This window comes from Acinetobacter colistiniresistens (assembly GCF_024582815.1).
Classification (GTDB): domain Bacteria; phylum Pseudomonadota; class Gammaproteobacteria; order Pseudomonadales; family Moraxellaceae; genus Acinetobacter.
The window spans coordinates 3,436,633-3,461,798 of the sequence record NZ_CP102099.1 but is presented as its reverse complement, the minus strand read 5'-3'; the positions used below and the strand labels follow the sequence as shown (position 1 = coordinate 3,461,798).

Here is a 25,166-nt window from a genome sequence, read left to right as displayed (position 1 = left end):
CATGTCATAACAATACTTAATGTGCTGTTGAGGCTGGTTTGGTTTTAAAGAACATGAGACACATTACAATAAAAGCCAATAACACGAATGAAGCACCGAATCGACTTAAATCAAGGCCCCCATGATCCAGTGGTTTATCAAGGAAATCTCCTAGGACAGCACCTAAAGGTCTTGTGAGAACGAAGGCGGACCAGAAAAGTAAGGTTCTTGAGATTTGAGTCCAGTAATAAAATGCAGCTAGCATTAAGAGGAGAGAACCAAAGATCAATGCCGAGGCGGTATAACCCAATCCTTGCGTATCAGCTGTCCAGTCTCCCAAAGCGGTGCCTAAGGTTTGTGAAAACATGATGGTGATCCAATAAAAAGCTTCACTTTTTGTAGACTGAACGCTATTAACTGCAATATTTCCACAACTCTGATACCAGACTGCCAGAGAAGCAAGTAATAAAATAAGAAGCAGTGTACTGCCTCCGAAATAGCCGATTCCTAAAGAGCGATCCACAAAATCTGCGATGGTGGTGCCGAGTGTAGTGGTGGAAATGATTGTTGCCCAATATAAGAAAGGTTTGTATTGTCTGGCTTTCATTTGCAATGCAACAAAGCCAATGAAAATAATAGAGAAAATACAGGTGCTTAAGATATAACCAAAATTAAGCGACATAGATAAAGCATCACCCGCTGTTTCACCCAGCGTGGTTGCTGCAATTTTTATGATCCAGAAGATGAGGGTAACTTCAGGAACTTTGCTAAATGTCTGACTGAGCGTATTTTTATCCATTATTCACTCCAATTTGAGGGTGAGTAAAATTTAGCCTTTTTTATTAATTCAGGCTTAAGCTTAAATTGTAATTTTATTCAAAATTTTAGAATCTTTAATTTTAGTTTAAGGTGGACTTCTTATATTTTAGCGTCAAATCATCATGGAACGATTGGCGATGTCAATTGAAGCTATCGATATTCGTTTATTTAACTGGATAAACGCTACTGCAACACAAAACCCTATTTTAGATAAAATTGCATTATTTTCTTCACATAATTTAATTGCAGTTTTATTTATATTTTTAATTGTCTCTTTATTTTTTAAGGATAAGGCATATAAAGGGCAGTTTATAAAAACGTTGATTACAGTGTTGGCTTCTTTATTGGTGACACAACTGATTCATGCCGTGTATTACCATCCACGTCCTTTTGATCTTGGGATTGGGCATATCTTGACAGGGCATGGTTCATCTTCATCATTTCCAAGTCAGCATACCTTAACAGTCATGACGATTGCTTTTTCATACTTGCTCTCAGGCTACCGAAAAATTGGCAGTATGGCACTTTTACTGGGCGTCATTGTGGGCTGGTCAAGAGTTTATATTGGTGTCCACTTTCCTTTTGATATATTAGGTTCATTTGTTATTGCTTTTATACTTGTATTAATTATGAATCTGGTTTTCAAAGAGTTTATTTTAAAATTCAGGAAACCCGTTTCTATATCCCTAGCTAAATAAAGTTATTTAAGCAGAGGTAGAGATTGAAGAGTCGATTTTAGATATTACTTATAATTGAATATAACACCAAAACCTGTGCAACCATATAAAAATGCACAGGTTTATCTATTTTTAGAGCAGTGGAATAATAACCAGATGCATTAAGAGTCCTCAGATTTAGCAGTTAATTGCCCTTCAGCTGTTAGTTGATCGGCCATTTCTTTGGTTTTTCTTAAGCCTGGCATACGGTATTCGGTATGGCCATAGTCTTTGATGGATTTCCAACGACCACCCCATGTTAAGCCAACAGATTCAGCAACTTGTCCGTAAAGTTCATAACCCCGCATTGCCCATGGATCACGTTCCGAGATAACCACTTTACCATTCCGTTTAAAGGCAACATCTGCGGCTAAGCCAAATTGATGATAACTTTGATAGCCTTTGGCACGTGTTGTGTTCGGGTTACCCGCTAACATATTTTGGCGATTTGGACTGCGATAGCCTTCAAGTAAAACCAGTTCATAACCATGCTGCTCTTTCATAATTTTGAACACCATGAGCAAGCGCTGTTTATAACGTGGATTAATTTTATCCCATTTACGATCAACCAAAGACGAATCTAAACTGCCATGCGAATGAGTCAGTGGAATTTCAATCTGAGACGCATCAATACTTGGATCAGTTGGGTGTTGCGCCTGATAAGCTTGTTCAAGACGAGTGGCTTCCACAATTGCATCTTGAATAAGGGTTTCATCTACTTCTGGTGGCGGGCTTAACATTTCACCATTGAGTAGGCTATAAATTTGTGGATCTGTTTCTTTTAGGTATTCTGCCTCTATACGTGTGGAGTTGATCGGACGTGTAAAAGCAAAAATGAGGATACTTGCAAATAAAAAGAAACCCGCAACTAAAATCCACCATTGTTGCAAATGCCAATGTGATTGCAGTCTGTCTGGTGAAGCTGCTTGGTGCATATTTTCCGCAAACTGCATGGCATTTACGATTTTCTTTTTGCTACTTGGCAATAAGGATTGCAGGAACTGTTTGGATTTATAACGCAACTCATGAGACATGAGCAGTGTTAATCCGATCGCAACCGCGATGAAGCAGAAAAAGATAAACCAGATCATGTGTTATTTCAGTTCATTCACAGCAAATGGTTTCTGAGTGACTTTGATTTGCACAGTTGCATCAGGTGCTTCGGCTTCAGGTTCTACCGTTTTTGGAGACGCTGCTTTGACTGGCTGAGATGCGGGTTTAACAACTTTATTGGTCGTCGGTAGTTCATTTTTAGTTGCTACAGGTTTTGCAGGTGCTGACGGCTGGATTGCTTTGCTATTCGGTTCATTCGCAAAAGGTGAAATTTGTTGACCAGTACGGACAGGCGCAGTGGGTGGAGGCGTGCGCTGGAAAAATTTATTTAAATCATTACTGCCTGGCTGAGCAAACCCATTGTCTTCTGCTGATTCGGCTGTTTCATGATGAACAGGCATGGGTTCTTCAGAACTATGAGATGGCACTTTTGCATGAGGTTGGATATTTGTATTTTCGTCCACGGTCTGTTCTTGTTCTAGTGGTACTGCTTCAACTGTATTTGAGTCCGTAACAAACAGAAAGAAAATCAGCGAGGTAAAAATAATCCCTGAAAGAAATCCAATCAGTAAATAAATTACAGGAGATAAGGTTTTTTTCTTATTGGTCTGTAATATGCGTAAAGAAGTTGTTCTTTCCTGAGTCATACGTTATCAACTAAGGTAAATGGATGGTGATATGTGCTTCTTCAGCAGGTGCTGAAATCACATTTTGATAAGGGTTTAGGGCATTGTGATTCTGCTTGGACAGCATGAATTTCAAGCCTGCAAAAGTCAGGGCAGCAAAGATTAATAAAAAGATCAAAATCCAGAAAAATGGCAACTCGTGATGGATAATATGTTTGATATGATCAGGGATCGCTGCGAATGGCGAGAATGCCGCTTTTTTGCCTTTGAGGTAGTCAATTTCATCGCCCACGCGTGCAACCAAATGGTTTAAACTTTCCACTGATTCCAGGCGATATTTTCCCTGAAAGCCAAGTAGCAAGCAGTAGTGAAATACTTCAAGCGATGCTAAGCGCTCTTTACCACGACTACGGAGTTGTTCCAAGATTTCAAAAAAACGATAACCAGCCAATTGAGAGCCAAATAAGCTCAATTGCAATGGGCTGATCAGCCAGGAATTTTGCAAATTAAAATAAGCAGCATCTTGTTGTGTGGCAATGGTTTCGTCAATCAGGGCACAAAAAGCATATTTGGCATCATGAATATCGTCAGCAGAAAATTGTAAACGCTTGGCCTGTTGTTCAAAACGATTGAGTAAGTCGACAATCTTTTCGCGAAAATCACTTGGATTTGTCGGGATATAACGATTACGAAGTAAAAAAACCAGATAGAACCCATCATGTAAGAGGTCAATCAAGTTGGTTGCTTGCGCTTTATTCTGTGGTTGATCAGCGGTAGGTAAACCTGAACCAATTTTTCCATCATCAAATAAAGAGGGGATGCCAGTGGGTTGAGTCATTGTTGTTCTCTTAACTATTCATTACCGCAATGAGTTCAATACTTATATCTTGGAATCCAGCAGGTACATAAACACAGATGGACTCTGACTCAAGCATACGTTGATAGAGTTCGTGATGCGGCTCGATTTCAAAATAGCTGACACCAGAACGTACAGGAATTGCAGTAGGTACTTGCATTAAATGATGGAGTGGAACAGCAGGAAGCGCAGCAATGACACGCTGTTCTACATCAATGGTACTACCCACTTTGAAACGCAAAGGTACAATTTGAATCAGTTCATGGGTTTGCATCATACTGCTCGACACAGCAATATAAAGACGCGTATCACGGGTAATTTTGTCTGACTCAAGACTGCCCACCCAATAGGATGGTCGCGTTTCTTTCAAGGCGATACTGAAGTAGCGGCTTGAAATAATGGTATCCAATAAATCTCTTAAGATCAGGTCAAGCTGCTGAAAGCTGTCTTGTAGTTGATGATGTTTATAATGAGGCAGATGATCGACATCATAAGCGGTCGAGAAGGTCAGCAATGAACCTGTTAAACGCAATAATTCTGAAAATAAACGTTCTGGGTGAATCAATGGATATTGGAGTAAATGGTTCAATCCGGCATAGGCGGTATTTAAGGCATTGATCAACCAGAAGGAAACGATATCTCCTGAACGGAATTCAATCAGTTTTTGTTCGTTTTCACGGTTATTGCTCTGAATGGTTTTAATTTTGGCCTTAATGACATTGAGCGTACGCTTTAGGTTATTAATCAGAGATTCAGAAGCTGCAATATGTAAAATCGGTGGAATAAACTTGTTGTCTAACTCGAAGTGCCCCGAGCTTTGACGCTTAATTTTACCCACAGGAATATATAAGAAACCATCTAAATTCTGACTCGGCTGAATATGTTGCTCTAACAATTTAAATTCAGCACGACGACGCAATAGATTCAGCTCAGCTGGACTGGCATCGGTAAACAGGTCGTGTGTTTCTGTCAAATAGTTGTGGTAACGACTCGACACAGCACGTGTTTCATCTGCGATATTTTTCTTATTGGCTTGCAGGATGGGTAATGCGAGATAAACCGTCATTTCACCTTGTAGATTGAGGTCATCTAACAATAATGGTTCTGGCAATAAATCTTGGGCTGGTGCATGATAAATTTCACCATCTTGCCAAATAATTTCGACTTCTTGTAAAGCGAGAATATGGGTAGAGAGTTGAACTTCATCAAATTTTAATTTCTGGACACCATAAGCATGTGGAATCATCGCCCGAATGGTATGATTCAAACGTTGTTCATGATAGGTATCTTGGATCTGAAAATGCTGGGGACGTAAAAATAAACCTTCACCCCAAAGAATCTTTTCTGCTTTAAACATATTCAATTACCAACAATTATTCGTATTCATTCTTTGGCTGAACACCGAGGGTGTCCTGCAACATTTGTAAAGGATGTTCATCCTTAATCACTTGGGTTAACCACTCATGCAGTGGCATTTGGCTCCACTTGATGGTTTTTTGCAACATATAGCTAACGGGGCTGTGTGGCTCATTCTTTTCGAAATAAGTGGCAATTTCTTGCAATACACGCATTGCTTGTTCGCGATTTTCAATATGCGATTGAACTTGCGGCTGGAAAGACAGCTGATTTTGGGGGGCAGAAGATTGTGTCGTCACGTGTTGTACCATCGGTGTTGTCGATGTTTCAATTTCTGTAATTGCTGTTTGTGTTATTTGCTCAAACAACTCGGTTTTATAAATCTTTTTCAGCGTGATATGAATGGTATCAAGACTTGAATCAATCGCTGCGAAACTTGGTGAATCTAGACCCAGTAAACCATCTAAAACTTGTTTCAGCGTTGCCCATTGCTGCAAAATTTCATTAAAACGTTGGTAGTTTTGACGTTGAAAGTTTTTATCAGTATTGGAGAGGGCTTGTTCAAACTGCTCTAACTCAGAGGGACTATTTGAACCTTCAAAATCATCACTTTGCTTACGACGAATATTCTGATGATAAAGAAAATTATCATAATCAAGTAAATGATAAAAAGGCGCATGGTTAATTAACGCTACTTTTTTGATCAGCAAAGGGAGCTGATTAATAAGCCCTTGTAATAACCCAATACGTTGGTCTAAATCATCATCTTCGACTTCAGGGTGCAGGGTTAACCAATATTGTTCTAGTATACGGTGGCTGAGTTCCAGACTTTTACTAATGCCTTCAAAGCCATACAGGTTGGCCCAGGCTTCAGAAAGCCAAGTCAGCAAACGGATATCTTTACTTTTCGATTGCAGTAAATCCATTGAGGTATTTGCGACAAAGTCCCAATCCGCCTGTTTGGGTTCAGTCACCCAATCCCCTTGATCAAGCAACACATCATCTTGGGTTTTTGCTTTTTTAATGGCATGGAACTCATTGGAGAAGGAGTAATCCTCACCACATGGTGACTGCTCATTAATCGGCGTAAGTAAAGATATAATATCCATATGCATCACAAATTTGGCTCAATCTTAAAATTTTAAACTTCAGCTTTGGCTTTTTTACTTGAACGTTTCTTGGTGGTTTTTTCTGCCGGATCCAATTGATAGATAATTTCATCATCCTTGGTATCAATCACAATCGACTTCGGTAATTTGTGCTCGGCCAAAGCGACTAAAATTTCTGTTGCCAAAGCAGGAAGAACGGTCGAATTGAGGATGTTGTCCACATTACGCGCACCGCTATCAACCTCAGTACAACGGTTTAATAGCAATTCAATTAAATCATCTGAATATTGAACCTGTGTTGCATATTGTTTTTCAATACGGGCAACGATTTTCCCAAGTTTGTGTTTGATGATGCGAACTAAAAGTTCATCATGCAATGGCAAGTAAGGCACGATACGCATACGGCCAATAAATGCTGGCTTAAACTGTTTATACAAACTTGGTTTCAAATGCTCGATCAAATCTTCGGCATGTGGCCAGTCTTCTACAGGCTGATTTAAACAGGCCTGCATGATGGCACTTGAACCGGTATTCGAGGTCAGCAAAATAGTGGTGTTTTTAAAGTCGATCACGCGACCCTCGCCATCTTCCAGCATCCCTTTATCGAAGACTTGATAAAATAATTCTTGTACATCACTGTGGGCTTTTTCAACCTCGTCTAACAGTACAACACTATAGGGGTTGCGACGAACGGCTTCAGTGAGAACGCCACCTTGACCATAGCCGACATAACCAGGAGGTGCACCTTTTAAGGATGAAACAGTGTGTGCTTCCTGATATTCAGACATATTGATGGTGATCAGGTGTTGTTCACCCCCATACAACTCATTGGCGAGAGCAAGGGCAGTTTCAGTTTTACCTACTCCGCTTGGGCCAACCAGTAGGAATACACCTTGTGGTTTGTTCGGATCTTCTAATTTGGCTTTAGAGGTTTTAATACCTTGCACGAGTTGGGTGAGGGCATAGTCTTGGCCCATCACGCGTTCGCCCAGTTTATCCTCAAGGCTTAGAATTTGTTTGATTTCATCATTGACCATCTTGCCAACAGGAATACCAGTCCAGTCAGAAATAATTTCATTGATGATTTGGGCATTTACACGTTCAAACACTAAAGGCGTTTGACCTTGTAACTGAGCTAAATCCGCTCTCAATGTCGCAATTTGTGCTTTATGGTCTTGTTCTGCTTGTGCATTCAGCGCTTGAATCTGTTTCACCAAAGCAAGCTCTTGTTGCCATTTGCTTTCAGTGGTTTGAATCTCTTTTCCCAAGTCTGCAAGTTGCAGATCCAGTTCCTGTAAGCGTTCATGATGAATAGGGAACTGTTGATGTTCATTGTTAATAATCTGATGTTCTAGCTTGAGATTGTGCTGTTGTGCTTTGAGTTGATCTAGAACAACGGGTTGAGCATTTTGCGTCAGTGCAACACGAGCCGAAGCGGTATCCAGTACGCTTACTGCTTTATCTGGGAGTTGGCGGCCACTGATATAACGGTGTGATGCTTGAACGGCCGTAACAATGGCCTGATCATCAATCTGAAGGTTGAAGTGACTTTGCATGACTGGAATCATGGCACGTAACATATCGATCGCTACTTCTTCCGTTGGTTCTTCAACTTTAACCACTTGGAAACGACGACTCAGTGCAGCATCTTTTTCAAAGTATTGTTTGTATTCAGCCCAAGTCGTTGCCGCAATTGTTCTTAATTCACCGCGCGCTAAAGCGGGTTTGAGTAAGTTGGCAGCATCATTTTGTCCAGCCTGACCACCAGCACCAATCATGGTGTGTGCTTCATCAATGAACAAAATAATAGGATGAGCAGAGGCCTGTACTTCTTGAATCACCTGTTTTAAACGATTCTCGAATTCTCCTTTGACACTGGCACCAGCTTGCAACAAGCCCATGTCTAAAACATGTAGGTGAACATTTCTAAGTGCTTCAGGAACCAGACCCTGTGCAATTTTTAAGGCCAGACCTTCAACCACGGCAGTTTTACCCACACCCGGTTCACCCGTCAAAATCGGATTGTTCTGACGGCGACGCATCAGGATGTCGAGCATCAGACGAATTTCAAATTCGCGACCAATGACAGGGTCAATGCCGCCTTGTTTGGCTTTTTCAGTCAAATTAATCGTGTACTGATCGAGCGCTGGGGTTTTGGCTGAAGTTACAGTGGATTCAGGATCTGCCGTTTGTTCAGTTGTTGTAGCGGAATTTTCGATTTGTGGTTGTTCACTGCTTTTCCCACAAAGATCGAGAAACTTGTGCTTCATGGTATCGATGGGGAAGCGTTCAAATAAACTTGAAGCTCTAAAAGCGATTTGTTGTAAATCGGGTGCGGTCAATAATGCAATTAATAAATGACTACTCCGAATCAAAGGCGTCTGTTCTGCTGAAGCGAGTAACCACGCTTGTTCAAATAACCGAACAATTGATTTTGCAAAGATTGGCGTACGAGTATTACCTTTTGGTAATGAAGCAATTGTTTCTTTTAAATCAGTAGTTAAGGCATCTGAAGAGATATTATTTTTTTAAGAGAATATGTAAATCATTGACTATATTTTGATTTAATAGTTCAACAAATAGATGTTCAATTTCAATCTCATAATTCAATTGGTTAATACAATAATTCGCAGATTTTTCTAATGCGGTACGAGTAGGAGGTGATAGTTTTGTAATTAAAACCTTTAAGTTACTCATTTATTACTCACAATAATTTTTAAATACCAAGCCCTATTCGCTGAGTTCTAGCTTGATATGGTTGTTTTCTATTGAAAATATTTTTTGAATAAAATCAAAAACTTGGTGTATCTTTGTGCGAATATACAGATTATTCTACAACAAAAATGTCACATTTAAACAAAAATGCACGCGTTTTAAGTTTTTTTACAAGAATGTCTGTCATGAAAATTTAATAATGTTAATAAACGTAACTAGTATTGACTTTATATGTGTTTTTTGTTAAATTCGCGGAAATGATGTAAATGTACAAAAATTGACGAGTAAGAGGGTTTTTAACAATAATTGTCAGCTCTTCAATTATAAGTTAAATAATATGAGGCATATTTTGAAAAAGGTATTGTAATATCAATTCTTTGTATAACAACGAGTTTAATCGGTAATGCAGTTTATGCTGATGATCAACCAGTAAAACCAATTAAATTAAAAAGTAAATGCATTAAACAGTATCCTTTGGCAGCAAACCAAACGGATCATACCCTCTTGGATCTTTATCAGCAGGCTTGTGATAAGGATAATGCTTCTCGTGTAAATGATTTATTAGCTCAAGCAGCAATGCGTATGTATGAATTAAAGCAACCGATGAATGCTTTAAAACTCGCGACGCAATTACAAGAGCAAAATGTACGTGGTACAACTTTAACAGATGTTACTTTTTTAGCCAGTGTTGAGATTGCCAATCAATCATTGCAACACATGCGTTCGAGTGAAATGCGTTATCTGAGTAATGAACTCACTTACCCACCTGCGAAACAGCTCAGCGATAACATTCGTGTTGCTTTACCTGCTCCAGATACCTCAACGAGCAAAGCAATTACTGATGAATCTTTAAAGAAAGAAATTCGAAATACGTCAAGCAATAACACAACGCGACGTACTACGAACAGAAAAGTACGTACAACTCAACCAACACGTAGTACTGTAACTCAAACAGTTGCACCGGTGAAACGTCAAACACCTGTAACACCTGCAGTTACGAAACAACCAAATACTGTTCAAAAGACAGGTTCGAATCCATTCGATTCGTTGAAATAATAATCAAGGGTGAAAAGTTATGGCAAAGAGAGAAAGCGTACAGAAGAAACTGCAACGCATACGTCCTCCTCGTGTACAACTCACATATGATGTTGAAGTTGGTGATGGTAAGGAATCAAAAGAACTTCCTTTTGTTGTTGGTGTGATGGGTGATTTCTCGGCAGCGTCTGAGTTAGAAAAAACCAAACTAAAAGACAAAAAATTTATCAATGTCGATTTAGATAATATCGATGAAGTGATGGAATCATTGGCACCACGCGCTGCGTTTCAGGTTCAGAATACCTTGACGGAAGAGGGTGGTCGTATGTCTGTGGATTTAACCTTCAACTCGATGGAAGATTTTCGTCCAGAGCAGGTAGTACAACAGGTTGATCCATTGCGTAAATTGGTTGAAGCACGTGAGCGTTTAACTGATTTGCGTAACAAGATTTCTAACAGTGAACGTTTAGAAGACTTGTTGGATGAAGTATTAAAAAATACCGATCAAATCCGTCAGTTAAGTGCGGAGGCTGAAAATGAGTAATTTACAGGCTGCCGCTGCAGCAAGTGTAGAAACAGAGTCAGTGAATTTACTCGACTCAATCGTTGAGCAAAGCCGCATTGCACGTAATGACGATGAACATGTTCGTGCGAAAAGCCTAATTGGTGAGTTGGCAAAAGAGGTCATGGCAGGAACGATTACCGTTTCTGAAAATATGACCTTGTCAATTGACAAGCGTATTGCAGAAATTGATGCACTCATCTCGAATCAGCTGAGTGAAATTATGCACCACGAGCAATTCCAAAAGATTGAATCAACGTGGCGTGGACTCTACTATTTCTGTCAAGAAACACCATCTAATTCAATGATTAAAATTCGTATGTTAAATACGACCAAAAAAGAATTAGTAAAAGATTTCCAAGGCGCGACAGATTTCGATCAAAGTACCTTGTTTAAAAAGATTTATGAAGAAGAATACGGTTCATTTGGTGGTGCACCCTATGCGGCACTGATTGGTGACTTCGAATTTGATCGTACCCCATCAGATATGTATTTACTGGAACAAATCTCTCATGTTGCTGCTGCTGCACATGCCCCGTTTGTTTCAGCTGCAAGCCCAAGTATTTTAGGCCTTGAATCATTTACTGATATTGATCGTCCACGTGATGTTTCAAAAATCTTTGAAACAGCGGAATACGTTCAATGGCGTTCTTTCCGTGACAGCGAAGACTCTCGTTATGTGGCATTGACCATGCCACATGTCTTGGGCCGTTTGCCATACCATCCAAAAGAAGGTACTGCAACTGAAGGTTTCAACTTCATTGAAGATGTCTCTGGTGAAAACCATGATGATTATTTATGGATGAATGCGGCATATGCCTTCGGTACCCGTTTAACCAATGCATTTGATATGCATGGCTGGTGTGCTGCGATTCGTGGTGTAGAGGGTGGTGGTCTGGTTGAAGGCTTGCCAGTGCATACCTTCAAGACTTCAGATGGTGAAGTGGTATTTAAATGTCCAACTGAAATCGCAATCACTGACCGTCGTGAAAAAGAACTGAGTGATCTGGGCTTTATCCCGCTGGTACATTGTAAGAATACGGATTATGCAGCTTTCTTTGGCGCACAATCGGCTCAAAAACCTAAAAAATATGACAGTGATACGGCGAATGCAAACTCTGCACTTTCTAGCCAAATCCAATACATTATGGCGGTATCGCGCATTGCACATTATTTAAAAGCAATGATGCGTGACAAAGTGGGAAGTTTTGCATCTGCAGGCAATGTTGAAGCATTTTTAAATGAATGGCTCTCGCAATATGTCTTGCTAGATGATGGTGCATCTCAAGAAGCAAAAGCACAATATCCGCTTCGTGAGGCATCTGTAAAAGTTGTAGAAGACCCAGCTCAACCGGGTCACTACAAGTCTGTGGTTTTCTTAAGACCACATTTCCAGCTGGATGAGTTGTCGGTTTCTTTACGACTCGTGACTGAACTACCTCAGTCCTCAAATTAATAATGAGATCAGCTAGATAATAACTTTAAATAAAATAGAGGTAAATTTTAAATGAAAGATATATATGTTGAGTTTCGTGGTAAGTACAAGGTAGACGGAGAATCTCGCGATTCTGAACACAAAGGTTGGCTTGAAGTTAACTCTTGGGCTCATAACATTCGTCAACCTAAATCTGCGACTTCAAGTAGCGTAGGTGGCCATACAGCTGAACGTGTTGAACACTCAGACATGATCTTTGTTAAAGACTTGGATGCAACTAGTCCTAAACTTTGGGAAGCGTGTTCTGCGGGTTATACGTTTGATGAAGTACAGATCGATTACTACCGTGCCAATGGTGATAAACGTATCAAGTACTTACAAATCAAATTGAAACACGTTCTAGTTTCTAGCGTAACACCGACTGTAAACGAAGAAGGTGTTCCAACTGAAACATTTGGTTTGAAATACGCTGCTGTTGAGTGGACTTATAACCAACAAGACATTAACGGTACTGCGAAAGGTGCCGTGACGAAGAAATGGTCATTGTCTAATAACACAGCTTCATACGCTGCGTAATCGAGACTGTGATGTTCTAGTAGAGGTTAATAGTCGCCTATTAGCCTCTATTTTTCCAAGATGCCGTTCCTATAAAAATGAATTTAGATCATCTATATCCTTATGGATTCAGATCAACATTATTTGATCGTTTAGTACCAGAGCAAGAAGATTATTTAAGAGGGATGTCGATTCAGCAGTTACGAGAGTCGGTTGCTCGTGATTTGGAAGACTTATTGAATAGTCGGATCGCACAATTTGATTGTGATATGGATGAATATCCACTCGCAAAGAGATCAATTTTGCAGTTTGGAATTATTGATTTTGTTGGTTTATCAACAGCCAATCCATTGGATCGAGATAAAATTTGCCAGTCGATAGAGCAGTCTATTGCAGCACATGAGCCGAGATTGCGGCAGATCAAAGTTGAAATGTTATTGGATGGGCACAATATGGGGTCACTTTGTTTAAGTATCCAAGCTTATTTAAATATCCATCCTTTGTACGAGCCGGTGTTCTTCGACGCTTTACTTAAGCCGACAACACAACAATATGTTATTTCTGCCAGAACTTAGTGTGAGCGACCTGTGATAGAGCAACTTTTACCGTATTATGAAAAACAACTACAAGAATTCGGTCAGCAATCCAGAGAGTTTGCACAGAAGTATCCAAAGATTGCGCAGCGACTTTCACTCAATCAAGAACAAATTGACGACCCGCATATTGAGCGTTTAATTCAAGCTTTTTCCTTGATTGCAGCGCGTATTGATAAAAAACTAGAAGACAGTTACGACGTTTTTACCCATTCTTTATTTGAGGTGATGTTTCCTCAATATCTACGTCATTTCCCTGCATGTACTGTGGTAAGTTTTGAAGATATTAATAAACTAAAACAACTGAGTTCTGCGCATATTATCCCACAGAAAACCGCATTGAAGTCACGTAGTTTTAAGGGGGTACAGTGTGAGTTTAATACGACTAATGAAGTTCGATTACTACCGATTTCATTGATGCAACTTGAGTTTCAAACCTCGCCAAGTATTCATATGCATTTGAATCAGAATGCAACTTTAAGTTTGAAGTTTGAAGTTTTTAATGATGCACAAAAATGGATTCTAGATGAAAAATTGCCGATCTATTTAGATGCTATCTCAAACTTTCCCTTACAGGTTTTGGATAGTATTTTTCGTAAAGATACTGGTTTTGCGATCCGTGTCGGACAGCGTGTGGTCGAGGTCAGTAATCCTTTTGAAGTGATGGGTTTTAGCGAACAGGAAAGCCTGTTACCAGTTGACCAGCATACACACCATGCCTATCGTTTATTGATGGAATACTTCTGCTTTCCTGAAAAGTTCAATTATCTGAATCTTGATTTGAGTTGCTTAAAGGGCATGCTTCAACAACACAATCAATTTGAAATTTTGATCCATCTCAAGCTGAATTTGAATGATCAAGCGGTGGTGCGTAATTATTCAGAATTAAATATTGCCAATTTTAAGCTGTTTACGACACCTGCAATTAATTTATTTGAAAAGCAGGCTGAACCGCAAAAGGTTTTACATACCCAATTGCAGTATCCACTTGTAACTGATGCGCATCATCCAGAGCTTTACCACGTATATTCTGTGCTTGAGATGAACATGGTGCGTGAAAAAACCAATCAGGAGCAAACGTATCTTGCTGTTCTGCCTTTTTTTGCGATGAGTCATTACCATAACGATAAAGTCCAGTTTTTCTATTCACTCAATTATTTACCTTCACAAGGCAAAGCCATGCAAATGGGCTATTCGATTGTTTCAAAACATTTGAAACCTTATGAAATTAAATCAGATTTCATTAGTACCCAGTTGCTCTGTTCCAATGGTGATCTACCACATGAAGCTTTGAGCCAAAGCAATAATATTCTAAATTTAAATGACAGTAGTTTGGCACGACGTGCATTAATTTTAAAACGTCCAACTTCGCCTTTTTATTTCGATAAAAATAAAAACGAACAATGGCGCATTATTTCCCATTTATCTCTGAATACCTTGGCCTTGATGAAAGGGGATGCCTTGAGTCATGTCAAAGAGCTATTGGCTTTATATAATTTACCGCATTCCAAAGAAAATATTTTATTGATTGATGCCTTAAAACAGCTCAATTTTTCAACCACCAATAAGCTTATGAATGCAAAACCGTTCCCAATGTTCATCCGTGGGGTTAAGGCCGAGCTTTCGGTCAATAAGAATGTGTTCCGAGGGCATAGTCTCTATATTTTCAGTCAGTTACTGAGTCATATTTTTAATTTGAAAGTTCAGATTAATAGTTTTGTCGATGTGGTTGTAAAAGACAGTCTTAATCAACAGGAGATATACCAATGCGTACAGAACGTTGGTGGCAAGACTCTTCTGTAGTCGACCAGGTCTTTAAAAAGGCCAGTTCATTTGAATTTGTGCAGTCGACTCGACTATTACGTCATTTACCTGTGGCAAAGCGGCAGCAGGATTGGTCTGACGATTTTCAATTCGATACCTCTTTCAGTTTAAGTTTCCCTGCGACTGAAATTGAAGCACTGAGTTATCAAGAAGAACGTATTCAGTTAACCAATTTAGTTGTTGGTTTAACTGGAACGCAAGGCGCATTGCCTTATACCTATACCAATAAATTAAAACAGAGCTCTCGACAACAACGTCTGGAGATTAAGGCTTTTTTGGGTTTATTCAACCATAAACTCACCACGAAATATGTCGATGCGAGTATTGCTTATAATCTACCCATTCGTTATGAAATAGAGCAAGAAAACCATTATCTCGATATTTTACATGCCTTGAATGGCTATATTCGTTCGCAACATGAACAGCATGATTTGGATGAATATTTTGCTGAGTTTTCAGGTTTAATGCAGGGGCAGAACAATACCGCACATGCTTTAAAAACGATACTTGGTTGTGTGTTTGGTACACAGGTGCATATACAGGAATTTATCAAAGAAAGATTTCAGCTCGGGGATGAGCAAAAAACCTGTTTAGGTGGAAATAATCCAAGTTTATTGGGCATCAATACCTTTTGTGGCGATACGGTTCAGCAGATTGATGGCAAAATCGAGATTCAAATTGGCCCATTAAGTCGTGAACAATATTTAGCTTTTTTACCAGATCAACCTTTAAATAAAAAGTTAAAACATCTGGTTCAAACGTGGTGTAGCCCAACCTTGTTTATTGATGTCCGGCTGATTCTGGATAAAGATGAAGTGCGCCCGATTTGCTTGGATTCAGTACAGGAGATTGGTTTGGGGCAAGGGGCATTTTTAATGCCATCAGCACAATTACAACATAACACCGAAACGCGTTATGCACTTTTAGGAGCCGCATAATGATGAAGAAAATTTTAGCGACACTCATCGCTTGCTTTATCTTGGTTGGTTTGGTGGTGATTTTTTATTGGCGTGATATCCAATATCAACCAGAATCTGCTGATTTAATTAATTATTTTCTTATTTTACCCGTTGTGATTAGCTTACTGTTGCTGTCACCTTGGCTGATTTATAAGACATATCAACATTATAAAGAGAAAAAGCAACGTGTTTTGCAGGCTGAACAAGAGCAAGAACATCGTTCAACCGAGCTATCACTGCCAGTTTTAGAAAGTAAATGGTTAGAACTGAATCTCTATGCAGCAGGTGCATATAGCGCTTTGGGTGAAAATGATTCGATTCTTGATGGAATCAAGAAGTTTAGCAGTCCTCAGTTAGATCAGAATCTGGTGAATTTTCATGGGATACCGATTCTCTCTTATCGAATTGAAGAGCTTGATCAGCAAATTCAAAATACGGATGACGAGGACTTGCAATTTCTATCGGTTCGACAGCAGCGCATTATGACGCTGATCCACCATCAGATTGAACAGCATACAGAGCTTTTAGCATCGATTGCTGATCACTTAAAGCGCTCAAGCCTGTTTTATGAAAGCCAGAATTTACATGAATACCGTATGCATCCTGCATGGATTGATCCGAGTTTTTCAGGTGATGAAGAGCGAGAAGCGCTACAGGTGGAGGTGGAGCAGATCTATCGTTTAGATAAGCTAAATCTGCACATTTTATTGTCTGAGGATGTGGTGCATACCTGGAATGACCAGAGTAGTAATGAAAGTATTCAGGCCATTTTCTACGATCTCGGTATGATTCCGCAAAAGTTCCATATTGAATATCACTACCTTAGTGCAGCTTCAACAGAGCAGTATCTGCTTGAATTGCTCGACCGGATTCAGAATCAAGCCCATGAAGTTTCATTGGTGATTGCAGCAGATTCAGAAATAGATCAGGAAATTATTGATGAAAAGTCTTGGGGAGCGGGTGCTTATATCCCTTCGGAATTTGTCAGTAGCAGTTGTTTAGCGCATCCAGCAGTTCAGTTGGAACGGTTACAGCCTGAAAAGACCTTTAAGTTGGTGAGCAACCAAAATAATCTCGATCAAATTTTCCAAGAGCTCAAGCTTGATGATTTACCGCAGTATCAAGCAGAAGAACCTTTTGTATTGGTGGTTGAGGATGGTACGGATGTAAAAGTGGCCAAAAAACTGGAACAGTTTTTTAAGCAAAGTCCTGTTGAGGCGCATCATTACTTGTACTGCAAACCTATTTTTGGGCATAGCCAAAACGTAGCAAAACTTTTTGGAATAATGTTAGGGGCGCATTTTTCTGAGTCACATGTTGCCTTTGTTTATGGACACAATTTAAAAGCATTTATTCAAGCTGTTCCTGAGATCACGCAAGATCAGGAAAGTGTAGCAATTGCTGATTAATTAACTTTATTAAGAATTCGAGAACTCAATGTATATCATTTTAGGTTATCTGTGGCAGTACATCACGAATCCTAAAGCTATTATTGCTTTATCCTTATTCGTTGCACTGATTTCTTCATATTCGTCTATTCCTCGGCATATCTTTTGGGCATTGGCGGCGACCTATGTATTGGGTTTAATCGTTTATGGGATTTATTGGCTGATTCAAAGAAAACGTCATGCCGAACAAGGTGAAGAACTTGCCAATGCCATAGAGCAAGATAGCCAAGCGGAATATGGTCAGCACAAAGACAAAGCCGAACTACAGTTAATTCAGCAGCAGATGAAAGAATCAATTCAATTGATTCGTAAATCTAAATTGGGTGATAAAAAGGGTAATGCTGCATTATACGAATTGCCTTGGTATATGGTGATTGGTAACCCTGCAGCAGGTAAGAGTTCTGCGATCTATAATTCTGGGTTGAAGTTTCCATTTGAAGAAACACATCAGAAAATGGTTTCAGCGGGCTTAAGTGGCACCCGTAACTGTGACTGGTTCTTTTCAACGGAGGGTATTTTACTGGACACCGCTGGGCGTTATTCGGTGTATTCAGAAGATCATTCTGAATGGTTGGGCTTTTTAAATATTTTAAAGAAAAACCGTTCTAAAGCGCCTGTTAATGGCCTGATTTTGATCGTGAGTATTGCTGAGTTAATCAGTCAAAGTCCTGAAAACTCTTTGAAACTGGCAAAAAACTTGCGTGCCCGAATTCAGGATTTAACCGAAAAACTGGAAGTGGTGGTTCCTGTCTATCTGGTTTTTTCTAAAATGGATTTGATTGCAGGCTTTACCGAATTTTTTGATTGCTATGAGTCGCAAGAATACAATCAGGCTTGGGGTGCAACTTTACCCTATGAGCAGAACTCATCGCAGAATGCGGTTGAATTATTCGATAAGCATTACAGCATTTTGTATGACGGTTTAAAGAGTGTCAGTACCACACACTTGAGCCGCCGTCATTCTCAGAATATTTCTCCAAGTGTGATGACGTTCCCGTTAGAGTTCAAAACTTTAAAGCCAGCATTGAAAAGCTTTATTGGCACTTTGTTTGAAGATAATCCATATCAGTTCCAGCCCGTTTTTAGAGGTTTCTATTTCACCAGTGCTTTACAAGAAGGTGTGATTGAAAGCCCAATGACGGAAAACATTGCACAAGAATTTCAACTCCAGCAAATTCCGGGGAATGGTCAGGAGGGAGGGAATTCTTCTGTTGCACCGAATCATGGTTATTTCTTACAGGGCTTATTCTCCAATGTTATTTTGAGAGATAAAGATCTGGTCAAACAACACATCAATCCAGCGAAAAAACGTCAGCGTTATATCGCCTTTATTGCGGCATTGGTTGGGGTTTCTCTGGTACTTGGGGTTTGGGTCTGGTCTTATCGCAATAACCAACAGTTGATTGCCGATGTGCAGGCTGATTTAGATAAAGTGGTACATTTGGAGAAAACCTCTGGACAGCAATTATCAACCCAGCTTGAAGCCTTATTGATTTTACAAGAACGGTTACAGCAGTTGGATCAGTTCGATGAAAATCGCCCACTGAAATTTAGCTTTGGTCTCTATCAGGGCAACCAGTTACGCGAGAGTTTAAAAGCTGAATACCTCAAAGGCATCAAGCAAATTGTTTTGACCCCAACACAGCAAAATATTGCGCAATATTTACAGCGTGTTAAAAATAACGAGGCGACTTTAAAAGCCAATCACGTCAATGTCGAAATCAAACAAGTTGCGAAAACACAGCAGTATTTAGAGCCTTCAGATAGCAATCCACAAGATGCTTATAATGCATTAAAAGCCTACTTAATGATGAGTAATCATGAATATATGGATACCAGTCATTTAAGTGATCAGGTTTCTCGTTTCTGGCGTTCTTGGCTGGATGCCAATCGTGGTCAAATGCCGCGTGGCGAAATGATTCAGGATGCAGAGAAGATTCTATCTTATGCCATGACTTTGGCTAATCAAGATGGTTTCCCGATACTTGAAACAGATGCTCAGGTGGTTGATCAAACTCGTCAAGTTTTATTGTCAGTGATTCGTGGTATGCCTGCGCGTGATCGCGTTTATAACGAAATCAAGATGCGTGCAGCAGTGCGCTTTCCAGCAGTGACAGTTGGACAGATTGTTGGGGAGCAAAACCGAGCGATTGTACTGGGCAGCTACGCATTACCCGGTGTCTTTACCCAAAAAGCATGGGATGAGTATGTTGAAAAAGCAATTGAGGAAGCAGCGAATAAACCAACAGACAGCAAAGACTGGGTGCTGAATAGTCGCCAATCTGATGACTTAACTTTCTCAGGTAGTCCTGAACAGATTCGCAAGCAATTAGTGGCCTTGTATAAGCAAGAATATGTGACGGAATGGAAGAAATTCCTGAACGGTATTTATTATGCCAAGGCGGATCAGTTCACTCAGCAAGTGAAGAGTATTGATATTCTGGGTGAGCCACAAAACTCACCAATTCGAACCCTGTTACAGCGTATTGCAATTGAAACCAACTGGGATAATCCAATCGTACAGGCTGAACTTGCAGTGCCTGAAAAAGGCTTTGTGGCGTGGTTCAAACGCAAGGTACTCAATAATTCAGATGATAAGGCAGCAGCTCAGGCGGTAAACAAGGCTCAAGGGGCAATTTCACAAGAATATCAAATGTTCTATCAACTGGTACGTAAGCGTGATGATTTACAAGATAAATCATTATTTGATGAGTACATGAACAATCTGGCACAAGTACGCAGTAAGTTTAATGATTTGAAAACTGCGGGAGAAATTGGCCCAAGTGCTATGGCACTGGTTAAACAGACCATCAATGATCAGACATCTGTGTTTAATACCACACAGAAATATGTAGATGAGAAAATGATGGTGGGTCTGAAGGATACGGATCAGCAGTTATTACAAAAATTGCTAATGACACCACTGACACAATCTTTTGCCAGCTTGATTGCACCGACTCAAGATGAGCTCAATAAATTGTGGGGGATTCAAGCCTATCAACCATTTAAAACCAATTTGAGCCAAAAATATCCGTTTAATGCAGGCGTGACCCTACAAGCGACCAGCAATGAAATTGGTCAAATCTTTGGTGAGACGGGGAGCATCGCACGCTTTGTGAAAGAAGCATTAGATCCATTTGTGATTCGTCGTGGTTATGTCTTAACGTCGAAAACATGGAAGGACTTAGGGATTAGCCTGAATCCACAATTTGTGATTGCATTCCAGCAATATGTGGCACCAATTAATGGCATGGCGACAGGCAGTCTAGATCAACCTGCAACTGCACCGGTATCGAATCAGTCCAACTTCCAGTTCTATCCATTGCCGAACCCACAATACCTGTCGTACACCATCGACATTGATGGTCAGCGTATGGTGTTTGAAAACGGAATCCAACAGTGGGTGAACTTCGTTTGGCCAAATCAAGGTGCTATCCCAGGTGCACGAATTACTGCAGTGGACTTGGAAGGCAAAACCCATACCATTTTTGAAGAGCCAGGTGAATACGGGATTAATCGTTTGATTGATGCGGCACAGCGCAAAGAGCAAAATGGTAGTTTTGAAATGACCTGGGCCAGCAAAACAGAACCTTCTTTAACGCTGAAAGTAAACTTCCGACTGATTAGTGGCAATAGCTCGGGCAGTATTGGCTCTAGCCGAGGTTATGCAGGCTTACAACTGGTGGACAAAGTGGTAACTGACAAAGCGGTACGTGTAGTTTCTGCACAAGCAACGCCTGCTGCCGCCGCAGTGAAACCACCAGCAACAGCGCCAGCACAACCAGGAGTAACCCCGTAATGTTAGGGATAATCAGGGAACAGCAGGAGGCACTTGGATGCAACAAGTAAGGACAACACCTTTGTATTATGGAAAGACACCCGCTCGCGGGGACTTTCTGAAATCAAAAGGACAGTATGCATTAATTCAGGTGCTGGATCAGTGGATTACGGAAGCACTTGAACATGCGATGCGTGCGTCTGACTTTAAACAGCGTTATGAGTCTTTGCCAGCACTGGATTTCTTTATTGCCAATCCGGCTGAATCGATGTTTTTGGCTGCCAATCTGATTGCAAGCCAAGACAGCTCAGGGCGTGCATTTCCAATGGTACTGAGTCAGTTGCTTGAAGTTGAGCAGCCTTATCAAAATTTATTATTGGCCCCGTTTTACTACAAATCGGTATTGGTCGATTTATTTCAGCGCAATCGGGTATTACGCAGTATTCGTGATACCAATATTATGTTGGAGAAGCTGAATAACTTACCCAATGTGGTTCAGATTTTTAGCGCTGACGAATGTCATGGTTTTTATGAAAACCATACCATGCATTCTTTTGCCCAATTGATGAAAATCAATGTCTATGAATTGGCACAGAGCATGATCGGATTGGGGCTTTTGCTACAACCGATCTTAAAAAATGGTACCAGTCGTTTAAACAAAGTGCTGATTCTTCCAATCAATAATTCAATGTATTGCTATGAAATTGCAGCATTCTGGGTCGGTATGGTTGGACGCTTCTTAGGCATGAATAATGCAGAAATTCTGATTGGTATCTTGCATCGTGATGAGCCGATTTTATTCATTGGTTTCCAAGGTGCCGATATTATGGCACTCAGCGATATTTTTACACAAAACATGCAGAGCGAGCACTGGGTATCTTTAATCCAGGCACAATGGATTGATGCTTATCTCGAGCAGAATGCAGGGCTTGCCACACTCGAACAATCACTTTGTCAGCGTCAGTTGAGCCTTAATCAAGGTTTGAAGCTGTTCAGACAAACTTTTTTAGATGAATGAATATGAGAAATAATCCGAAATCTATCTGGGTAAGTTTACTGTTTGGCTTATGTGTTTTAGGTCAAAGTCATCTGCTTCATGCTGCACCGATTGTGGTGGAGGGCGTGGTTCCGAATGAGGAGAGCAAGCAGGCGATCTTGGTGAAAATGCAGTCTGTCTATGGGGCAGATCAAGTCGTGGATAAAATTCAGGTACGTCCAGTGTCTGCGCCGAGTGGCTGGAGTGATTCAGTGACCCGTGTGATTACACCTGATTTGAAGAAGATTTCACAAGGTCAGTTGCGTGTGAGAGGCACTCAGGTTGATTTAACCGGTAAAATGACTGATCCGAATCAGATTCAACCGACCACCAGCAGTTTTCAGGCTTTGGTACAGCAACCGTATCGTTTTAATGCACAACTTTCAGTGAATCAGGCAGAGCAAAAAATTATCGATGATGCACTTAAGAATCGAATCATTGAATTTGAATCAGGCAGTGCAATCCTGACCAAGGCGGGGCAACAGATTCTCGATGAAATGGCGGTGGCTTTAAACAAGGTTGGCGGCAAGAAAGTCAAAATTATTGGCCATACCGATAGTTCTGGTGATGCCAATAAAAATACCGTATTGAGTCAGCAACGTGCAGCAGCGGTACAAACTTATCTGGTCGGTAAAAGTATTGCTGCAGATCGTTTGAGTACAGAAGGTAAGGGTTCTAGCCAACCCGTTGCTGATAATGCAACAGCAGATGGACGTCGTAAAAACCGTCGAATTGAATTTGAAGTGCTTTAGTTAAATTAAAAATCTAAATGCGAGGGATGTGATTATGGCAACACCTTATATTGTTGTCGGTTGTCCAACCACAGGTGGCGGGCAAGTGATTAGTGGCAACAGTAGTTTTCTTATCGAAGGGATTCCGATTGCCTGTGTGGGCGATAAGGCAACCTGTCCCAAGCATAAAACGGTTGCTACGATTGTGGCGGGTGACCCATATATGCAAGTCATGGGCAAAGCAGCAGCACGTGTGAATGATCCTTTATCATGTGGTTGCAAGTTGCTGCCGAAGCAGAGTCTAGTGGTTCAGGATAATGCTGGTGGTTCTGGTAGTGGTGCAGACAAATCTTCTGAAAGTAATAATACTAATAACTTCTTAAGTTTAGAGAATTATGGACATAGATTTCAATTAAAAGATCAGATAACGGGGAAGCCTTTAGGGAATATCTGTTATGAAATTGATAAGAGTGGAGAGAAGATTCATGGAACAACTGATAATCAAGGTTTTACTGAGTTAGTTACGAATAAAAATGTGGAAGAAATAAAAATTAGTATTATTTATGAGGAGCACCAACATGGATAAGGACCCATTAACTCAATCAGCTAGGATAATAGTAGCAAATGCAACAGCAAAATTATCAAAACTAAAAAACAATCAACCACCTCCTACAACAGAAATTAAAATTGAAACTAAAAGAAAACTAACTTCTGGTGAAATTAAAATGTGTCAGTTAGTCTTCAAAGATGCAGTAGATTATTCGAAAGTATGGATTCATATAGGAGGTTATTTGCATAGCGCAACTGGAAATGCAATGTCACCTGCTGGTGAAATTTACCTTCCCAAAAAAGCCTATGATAGAAATCCGGATTTTAGTTTAGCTCCTGGAGAAGATAGACACTGGTTCATACATGAAATGACTCATATTTGGCAATTCCAACTAGGTACACCAAATGCTTGGTATGGATTAAAACAACTTTGTAAAGGCGGATATACGTCTTTAGTTGATTCTGCCGATTCTGGTGCGGATGAGTTAAAGGCTTATGATACTGATATCTTAGGGAGAGATGCAGGAAAAAAATTTAATGAATTTAATTTTGAACAACAAGGACGGTTAGTAGAGTTTTGGTTTGATGCATGTTATTTACAAGAGGTTAGACCGGGAAGATTACATCATCAGCGCAGTTTAAAACTTTTAGGTCACATAGAAAGAATCTTGAGAGATTTTATTCTAAATCCATATGATAAATCATTATTGCCGAGATCATAAAAGATGAAGTCTACATATTTAAATCTATTATTTTTTTGGGTTTTTGTGTTTTTATCACTGGATGTAATCCTCAAAGTAAGGATCTTGAGGTAAAACTTAATCAGGGTAATTTATGCGTATTTACGAATAATCCTAAAACCGATTATGGATATGATAGTAGTATTGTTATCTCTACAGGTAAAGTAGATCATACAAAAGAATTTCAAAGTAATTATGAGCAGCTTTATAAAAATGGAGTATTGCCTATAAATGAAAAAAGCTGTACCAAGGTACCTATAGATATTTTTGAAAAAAATGTTGTATATGAAATTACTTTGGAAACAAATAAAATTTATCATAGAAGTATTTGTCTGCTGGAGAGCAATGGTCGGATAGACATAAAATATATTGATCCTGGTAAAACTATATGTGAATAATCTAAAAAGAAAGGGTGTCTCAAGTATTTAATATAGTTTTTATTGAGTCCGTAAAGTTGAAAGAAAATCAGAAATAGTAAATCATATTGCTGGTCCATTTGTTACTGTCTCATTCCTAAGATAACAACTCCTATTATCCACTCAAGATAGACGACGTCTATTCACCATCATTAACTTGATGTTTGAATAGACGTTTTTTTGTTTTTGCATCCAAAAATACTGATCACAACACATAACGTTCGATACTTGATAGCGTTACAAACAGATGAATGAATAAGAAGAACAAGACTAGCG

At 39.8% G+C, this 25,166-nt stretch carries 21 protein-coding genes and 1 pseudogene; 15 read left to right on the top strand and 7 right to left on the bottom strand.

Annotated elements, in window-relative coordinates:
- Positions 1-16: 16 nt before the first annotated feature.
- Positions 17-778, bottom strand: a complete 762-nt coding sequence (locus tag NQU59_RS16625; RefSeq protein ID WP_257064127.1) for a COG4705 family protein — start codon at positions 776-778, stop codon at positions 17-19.
- Between the two features lie 157 nt (positions 779-935).
- On the opposite strand from NQU59_RS16625, the gene NQU59_RS16620 reads away from it, so the two are divergent.
- The gene (locus NQU59_RS16620; RefSeq protein ID WP_005242908.1) at positions 936-1,496 is read left to right on the top strand and encodes an undecaprenyl-diphosphatase; all 561 of its coding nucleotides are present in this window, start codon (positions 936-938) and stop codon (positions 1,494-1,496) included.
- A gap of 140 nt (positions 1,497-1,636) precedes the next feature.
- On the opposite strand, the gene NQU59_RS16615 is transcribed toward NQU59_RS16620, so the two are convergent.
- The 6 genes and pseudogenes from NQU59_RS16615 to tssH form a co-directional block, all read right to left on the bottom strand.
- Positions 1,637-2,605: a M15 family metallopeptidase gene (locus NQU59_RS16615; RefSeq protein ID WP_257064125.1), complete on the bottom strand. Its 969-nt coding sequence runs from the start codon at positions 2,603-2,605 to the stop codon at positions 1,637-1,639.
- 3 nt (positions 2,606-2,608) lie between these two features.
- Entirely contained in the window at positions 2,609-3,214 is a 606-nt protein-coding gene (locus tag NQU59_RS16610; RefSeq protein ID WP_257064124.1) for a hypothetical protein, read from the bottom strand.
- Positions 3,215-3,224: 10 nt separating this feature from the next.
- The gene (gene icmH / locus NQU59_RS16605) at positions 3,225-4,031 is read right to left on the bottom strand and encodes a type IVB secretion system protein IcmH/DotU (RefSeq protein WP_005242904.1); all 807 of its coding nucleotides are present in this window, start codon (positions 4,029-4,031) and stop codon (positions 3,225-3,227) included.
- Positions 4,032-4,041: 10 nt separating this feature from the next.
- Complete coding sequence (gene tssK, locus NQU59_RS16600) at positions 4,042-5,406, bottom strand: type VI secretion system baseplate subunit TssK (RefSeq protein ID WP_005242902.1); 1,365 nt, start codon at positions 5,404-5,406, stop codon at positions 4,042-4,044.
- A gap of 16 nt (positions 5,407-5,422) precedes the next feature.
- Positions 5,423-6,520: a type VI secretion system protein TssA gene (gene tssA / locus NQU59_RS16595; RefSeq protein WP_005273736.1), complete on the bottom strand. Its 1,098-nt coding sequence runs from the start codon at positions 6,518-6,520 to the stop codon at positions 5,423-5,425.
- Between the two features lie 26 nt (positions 6,521-6,546).
- Positions 6,547-9,211, bottom strand: a pseudogene (gene tssH, locus NQU59_RS16590) (type VI secretion system ATPase TssH).
- Between the two features lie 378 nt (positions 9,212-9,589).
- On the opposite strand from tssH, the gene NQU59_RS16585 reads away from it, so the two are divergent.
- The 14 genes from NQU59_RS16585 (at position 9,590) to NQU59_RS16520 (ending at position 24,872) form a co-directional block, all read left to right on the top strand.
- Positions 9,590-10,285 carry a hypothetical protein gene (locus NQU59_RS16585; RefSeq protein ID WP_257066337.1) on the top strand — a complete coding sequence of 232 codons (696 nt, stop codon included), beginning with the start codon at positions 9,590-9,592 and terminating at the stop codon, positions 10,283-10,285.
- A gap of 19 nt (positions 10,286-10,304) precedes the next feature.
- Positions 10,305-10,808: a type VI secretion system contractile sheath small subunit gene (gene tssB / locus NQU59_RS16580; RefSeq protein WP_005273741.1), complete on the top strand. Its 504-nt coding sequence runs from the start codon at positions 10,305-10,307 to the stop codon at positions 10,806-10,808.
- A complete protein-coding gene (gene tssC / locus NQU59_RS16575) occupies positions 10,801-12,282 on the top strand; it encodes a type VI secretion system contractile sheath large subunit (protein WP_151837962.1) in 1,482 nt (493 codons plus the stop codon). The genes tssB and tssC overlap by 8 nt, the downstream gene beginning before the upstream one ends.
- 51 nt (positions 12,283-12,333) lie before the next feature.
- Entirely contained in the window at positions 12,334-12,837 is a 504-nt protein-coding gene (locus tag NQU59_RS16570; RefSeq protein WP_005151564.1) for an Hcp family type VI secretion system effector, read from the top strand.
- A gap of 77 nt (positions 12,838-12,914) precedes the next feature.
- The gene (gene tssE / locus NQU59_RS16565; RefSeq protein WP_005273745.1) at positions 12,915-13,391 is read left to right on the top strand and encodes a type VI secretion system baseplate subunit TssE; all 477 of its coding nucleotides are present in this window, start codon (positions 12,915-12,917) and stop codon (positions 13,389-13,391) included.
- Positions 13,392-13,403: 12 nt separating this feature from the next.
- A complete protein-coding gene (gene tssF / locus NQU59_RS16560; RefSeq protein WP_257064122.1) occupies positions 13,404-15,212 on the top strand; it encodes a type VI secretion system baseplate subunit TssF in 1,809 nt (602 codons plus the stop codon).
- A complete protein-coding gene (gene tssG, locus NQU59_RS16555) occupies positions 15,176-16,171 on the top strand; it encodes a type VI secretion system baseplate subunit TssG (RefSeq protein WP_151837964.1) in 996 nt (331 codons plus the stop codon). Before tssF ends, tssG begins: the two co-directional genes overlap by 37 nt.
- On the top strand, positions 16,171-17,601 hold the full coding sequence (locus NQU59_RS16550; RefSeq protein WP_257064120.1) for a hypothetical protein: 1,431 nt from the start codon (positions 16,171-16,173) through the stop codon (positions 17,599-17,601). Before tssG ends, NQU59_RS16550 begins: the two co-directional genes overlap by 1 nt.
- Positions 17,602-17,629: 28 nt before the next feature.
- Positions 17,630-21,439, top strand: coding sequence for a type VI secretion system membrane subunit TssM (tssM, locus tag NQU59_RS16545; RefSeq protein ID WP_257064118.1), 3,810 nt, complete (start codon positions 17,630-17,632; stop codon positions 21,437-21,439).
- 37 nt (positions 21,440-21,476) lie between these two features.
- Entirely contained in the window at positions 21,477-22,436 is a 960-nt protein-coding gene (gene tagF / locus NQU59_RS16540; RefSeq protein WP_257064116.1) for a type VI secretion system-associated protein TagF, read from the top strand.
- Positions 22,433-23,206 (top strand): OmpA family protein, encoded by a 774-nt coding sequence (locus NQU59_RS16535; RefSeq protein WP_081408447.1) that lies wholly within the window; start codon positions 22,433-22,435, stop codon positions 23,204-23,206. The genes tagF and NQU59_RS16535 overlap by 4 nt, the downstream gene beginning before the upstream one ends.
- Before the next feature lie 34 nt (positions 23,207-23,240).
- Positions 23,241-23,771 (top strand): PAAR domain-containing protein, encoded by a 531-nt coding sequence (locus NQU59_RS16530; RefSeq protein ID WP_043972150.1) that lies wholly within the window; start codon positions 23,241-23,243, stop codon positions 23,769-23,771.
- Positions 23,764-24,456 carry a hypothetical protein gene (locus tag NQU59_RS16525; protein ID WP_043972147.1) on the top strand — a complete coding sequence of 231 codons (693 nt, stop codon included), beginning with the start codon at positions 23,764-23,766 and terminating at the stop codon, positions 24,454-24,456. Before NQU59_RS16530 ends, NQU59_RS16525 begins: the two co-directional genes overlap by 8 nt.
- A gap of 14 nt (positions 24,457-24,470) precedes the next feature.
- Positions 24,471-24,872: an NF045616 family extracytoplasmic (lipo)protein gene (locus NQU59_RS16520; RefSeq protein ID WP_373463009.1), complete on the top strand. Its 402-nt coding sequence runs from the start codon at positions 24,471-24,473 to the stop codon at positions 24,870-24,872.
- Positions 24,873-25,166: the final 294 nt, after the last annotated feature.

Excerpts from the sequence above, each read along its gene's own strand:
- NQU59_RS16625 (WP_257064127.1), bottom strand. The coding sequence starts at position 778 with ATGGATAAAAATACGCTCAGTCAGACATTTAGCAAAGTTCCTGAAGTT.
- NQU59_RS16620 (WP_005242908.1), top strand. The coding sequence starts at position 936 with ATGTCAATTGAAGCTATCGATATTCGTTTATTTAACTGGATAAACGCT.
- NQU59_RS16615 (WP_257064125.1), bottom strand. The coding sequence starts at position 2,605 with ATGATCTGGTTTATCTTTTTCTGCTTCATCGCGGTTGCGATCGGATTA.
- NQU59_RS16610 (WP_257064124.1), bottom strand. The coding sequence starts at position 3,214 with ATGACTCAGGAAAGAACAACTTCTTTACGCATATTACAGACCAATAAG.
- icmH (WP_005242904.1), bottom strand. The coding sequence starts at position 4,031 with ATGACTCAACCCACTGGCATCCCCTCTTTATTTGATGATGGAAAAATT.
- tssK (WP_005242902.1), bottom strand. The coding sequence starts at position 5,406 with ATGTTTAAAGCAGAAAAGATTCTTTGGGGTGAAGGTTTATTTTTACGT.
- tssA (WP_005273736.1), bottom strand. The coding sequence starts at position 6,520 with ATGCATATGGATATTATATCTTTACTTACGCCGATTAATGAGCAGTCA.
- tssB (WP_005273741.1), top strand. The coding sequence starts at position 10,305 with ATGGCAAAGAGAGAAAGCGTACAGAAGAAACTGCAACGCATACGTCCT.
- tssC (WP_151837962.1), top strand. The coding sequence starts at position 10,801 with ATGAGTAATTTACAGGCTGCCGCTGCAGCAAGTGTAGAAACAGAGTCA.
- NQU59_RS16570 (WP_005151564.1), top strand. The coding sequence starts at position 12,334 with ATGAAAGATATATATGTTGAGTTTCGTGGTAAGTACAAGGTAGACGGA.
- tssE (WP_005273745.1), top strand. The coding sequence starts at position 12,915 with ATGAATTTAGATCATCTATATCCTTATGGATTCAGATCAACATTATTT.
- tssG (WP_151837964.1), top strand. The coding sequence starts at position 15,176 with ATGCGTACAGAACGTTGGTGGCAAGACTCTTCTGTAGTCGACCAGGTC.
- NQU59_RS16550 (WP_257064120.1), top strand. The coding sequence starts at position 16,171 with ATGATGAAGAAAATTTTAGCGACACTCATCGCTTGCTTTATCTTGGTT.
- tssM (WP_257064118.1), top strand. The coding sequence starts at position 17,630 with ATGTATATCATTTTAGGTTATCTGTGGCAGTACATCACGAATCCTAAA.
- tagF (WP_257064116.1), top strand. The coding sequence starts at position 21,477 with ATGCAACAAGTAAGGACAACACCTTTGTATTATGGAAAGACACCCGCT.
- NQU59_RS16535 (WP_081408447.1), top strand. The coding sequence starts at position 22,433 with ATGAATATGAGAAATAATCCGAAATCTATCTGGGTAAGTTTACTGTTT.
- NQU59_RS16530 (WP_043972150.1), top strand. The coding sequence starts at position 23,241 with ATGGCAACACCTTATATTGTTGTCGGTTGTCCAACCACAGGTGGCGGG.
- NQU59_RS16525 (WP_043972147.1), top strand. The coding sequence starts at position 23,764 with ATGGATAAGGACCCATTAACTCAATCAGCTAGGATAATAGTAGCAAAT.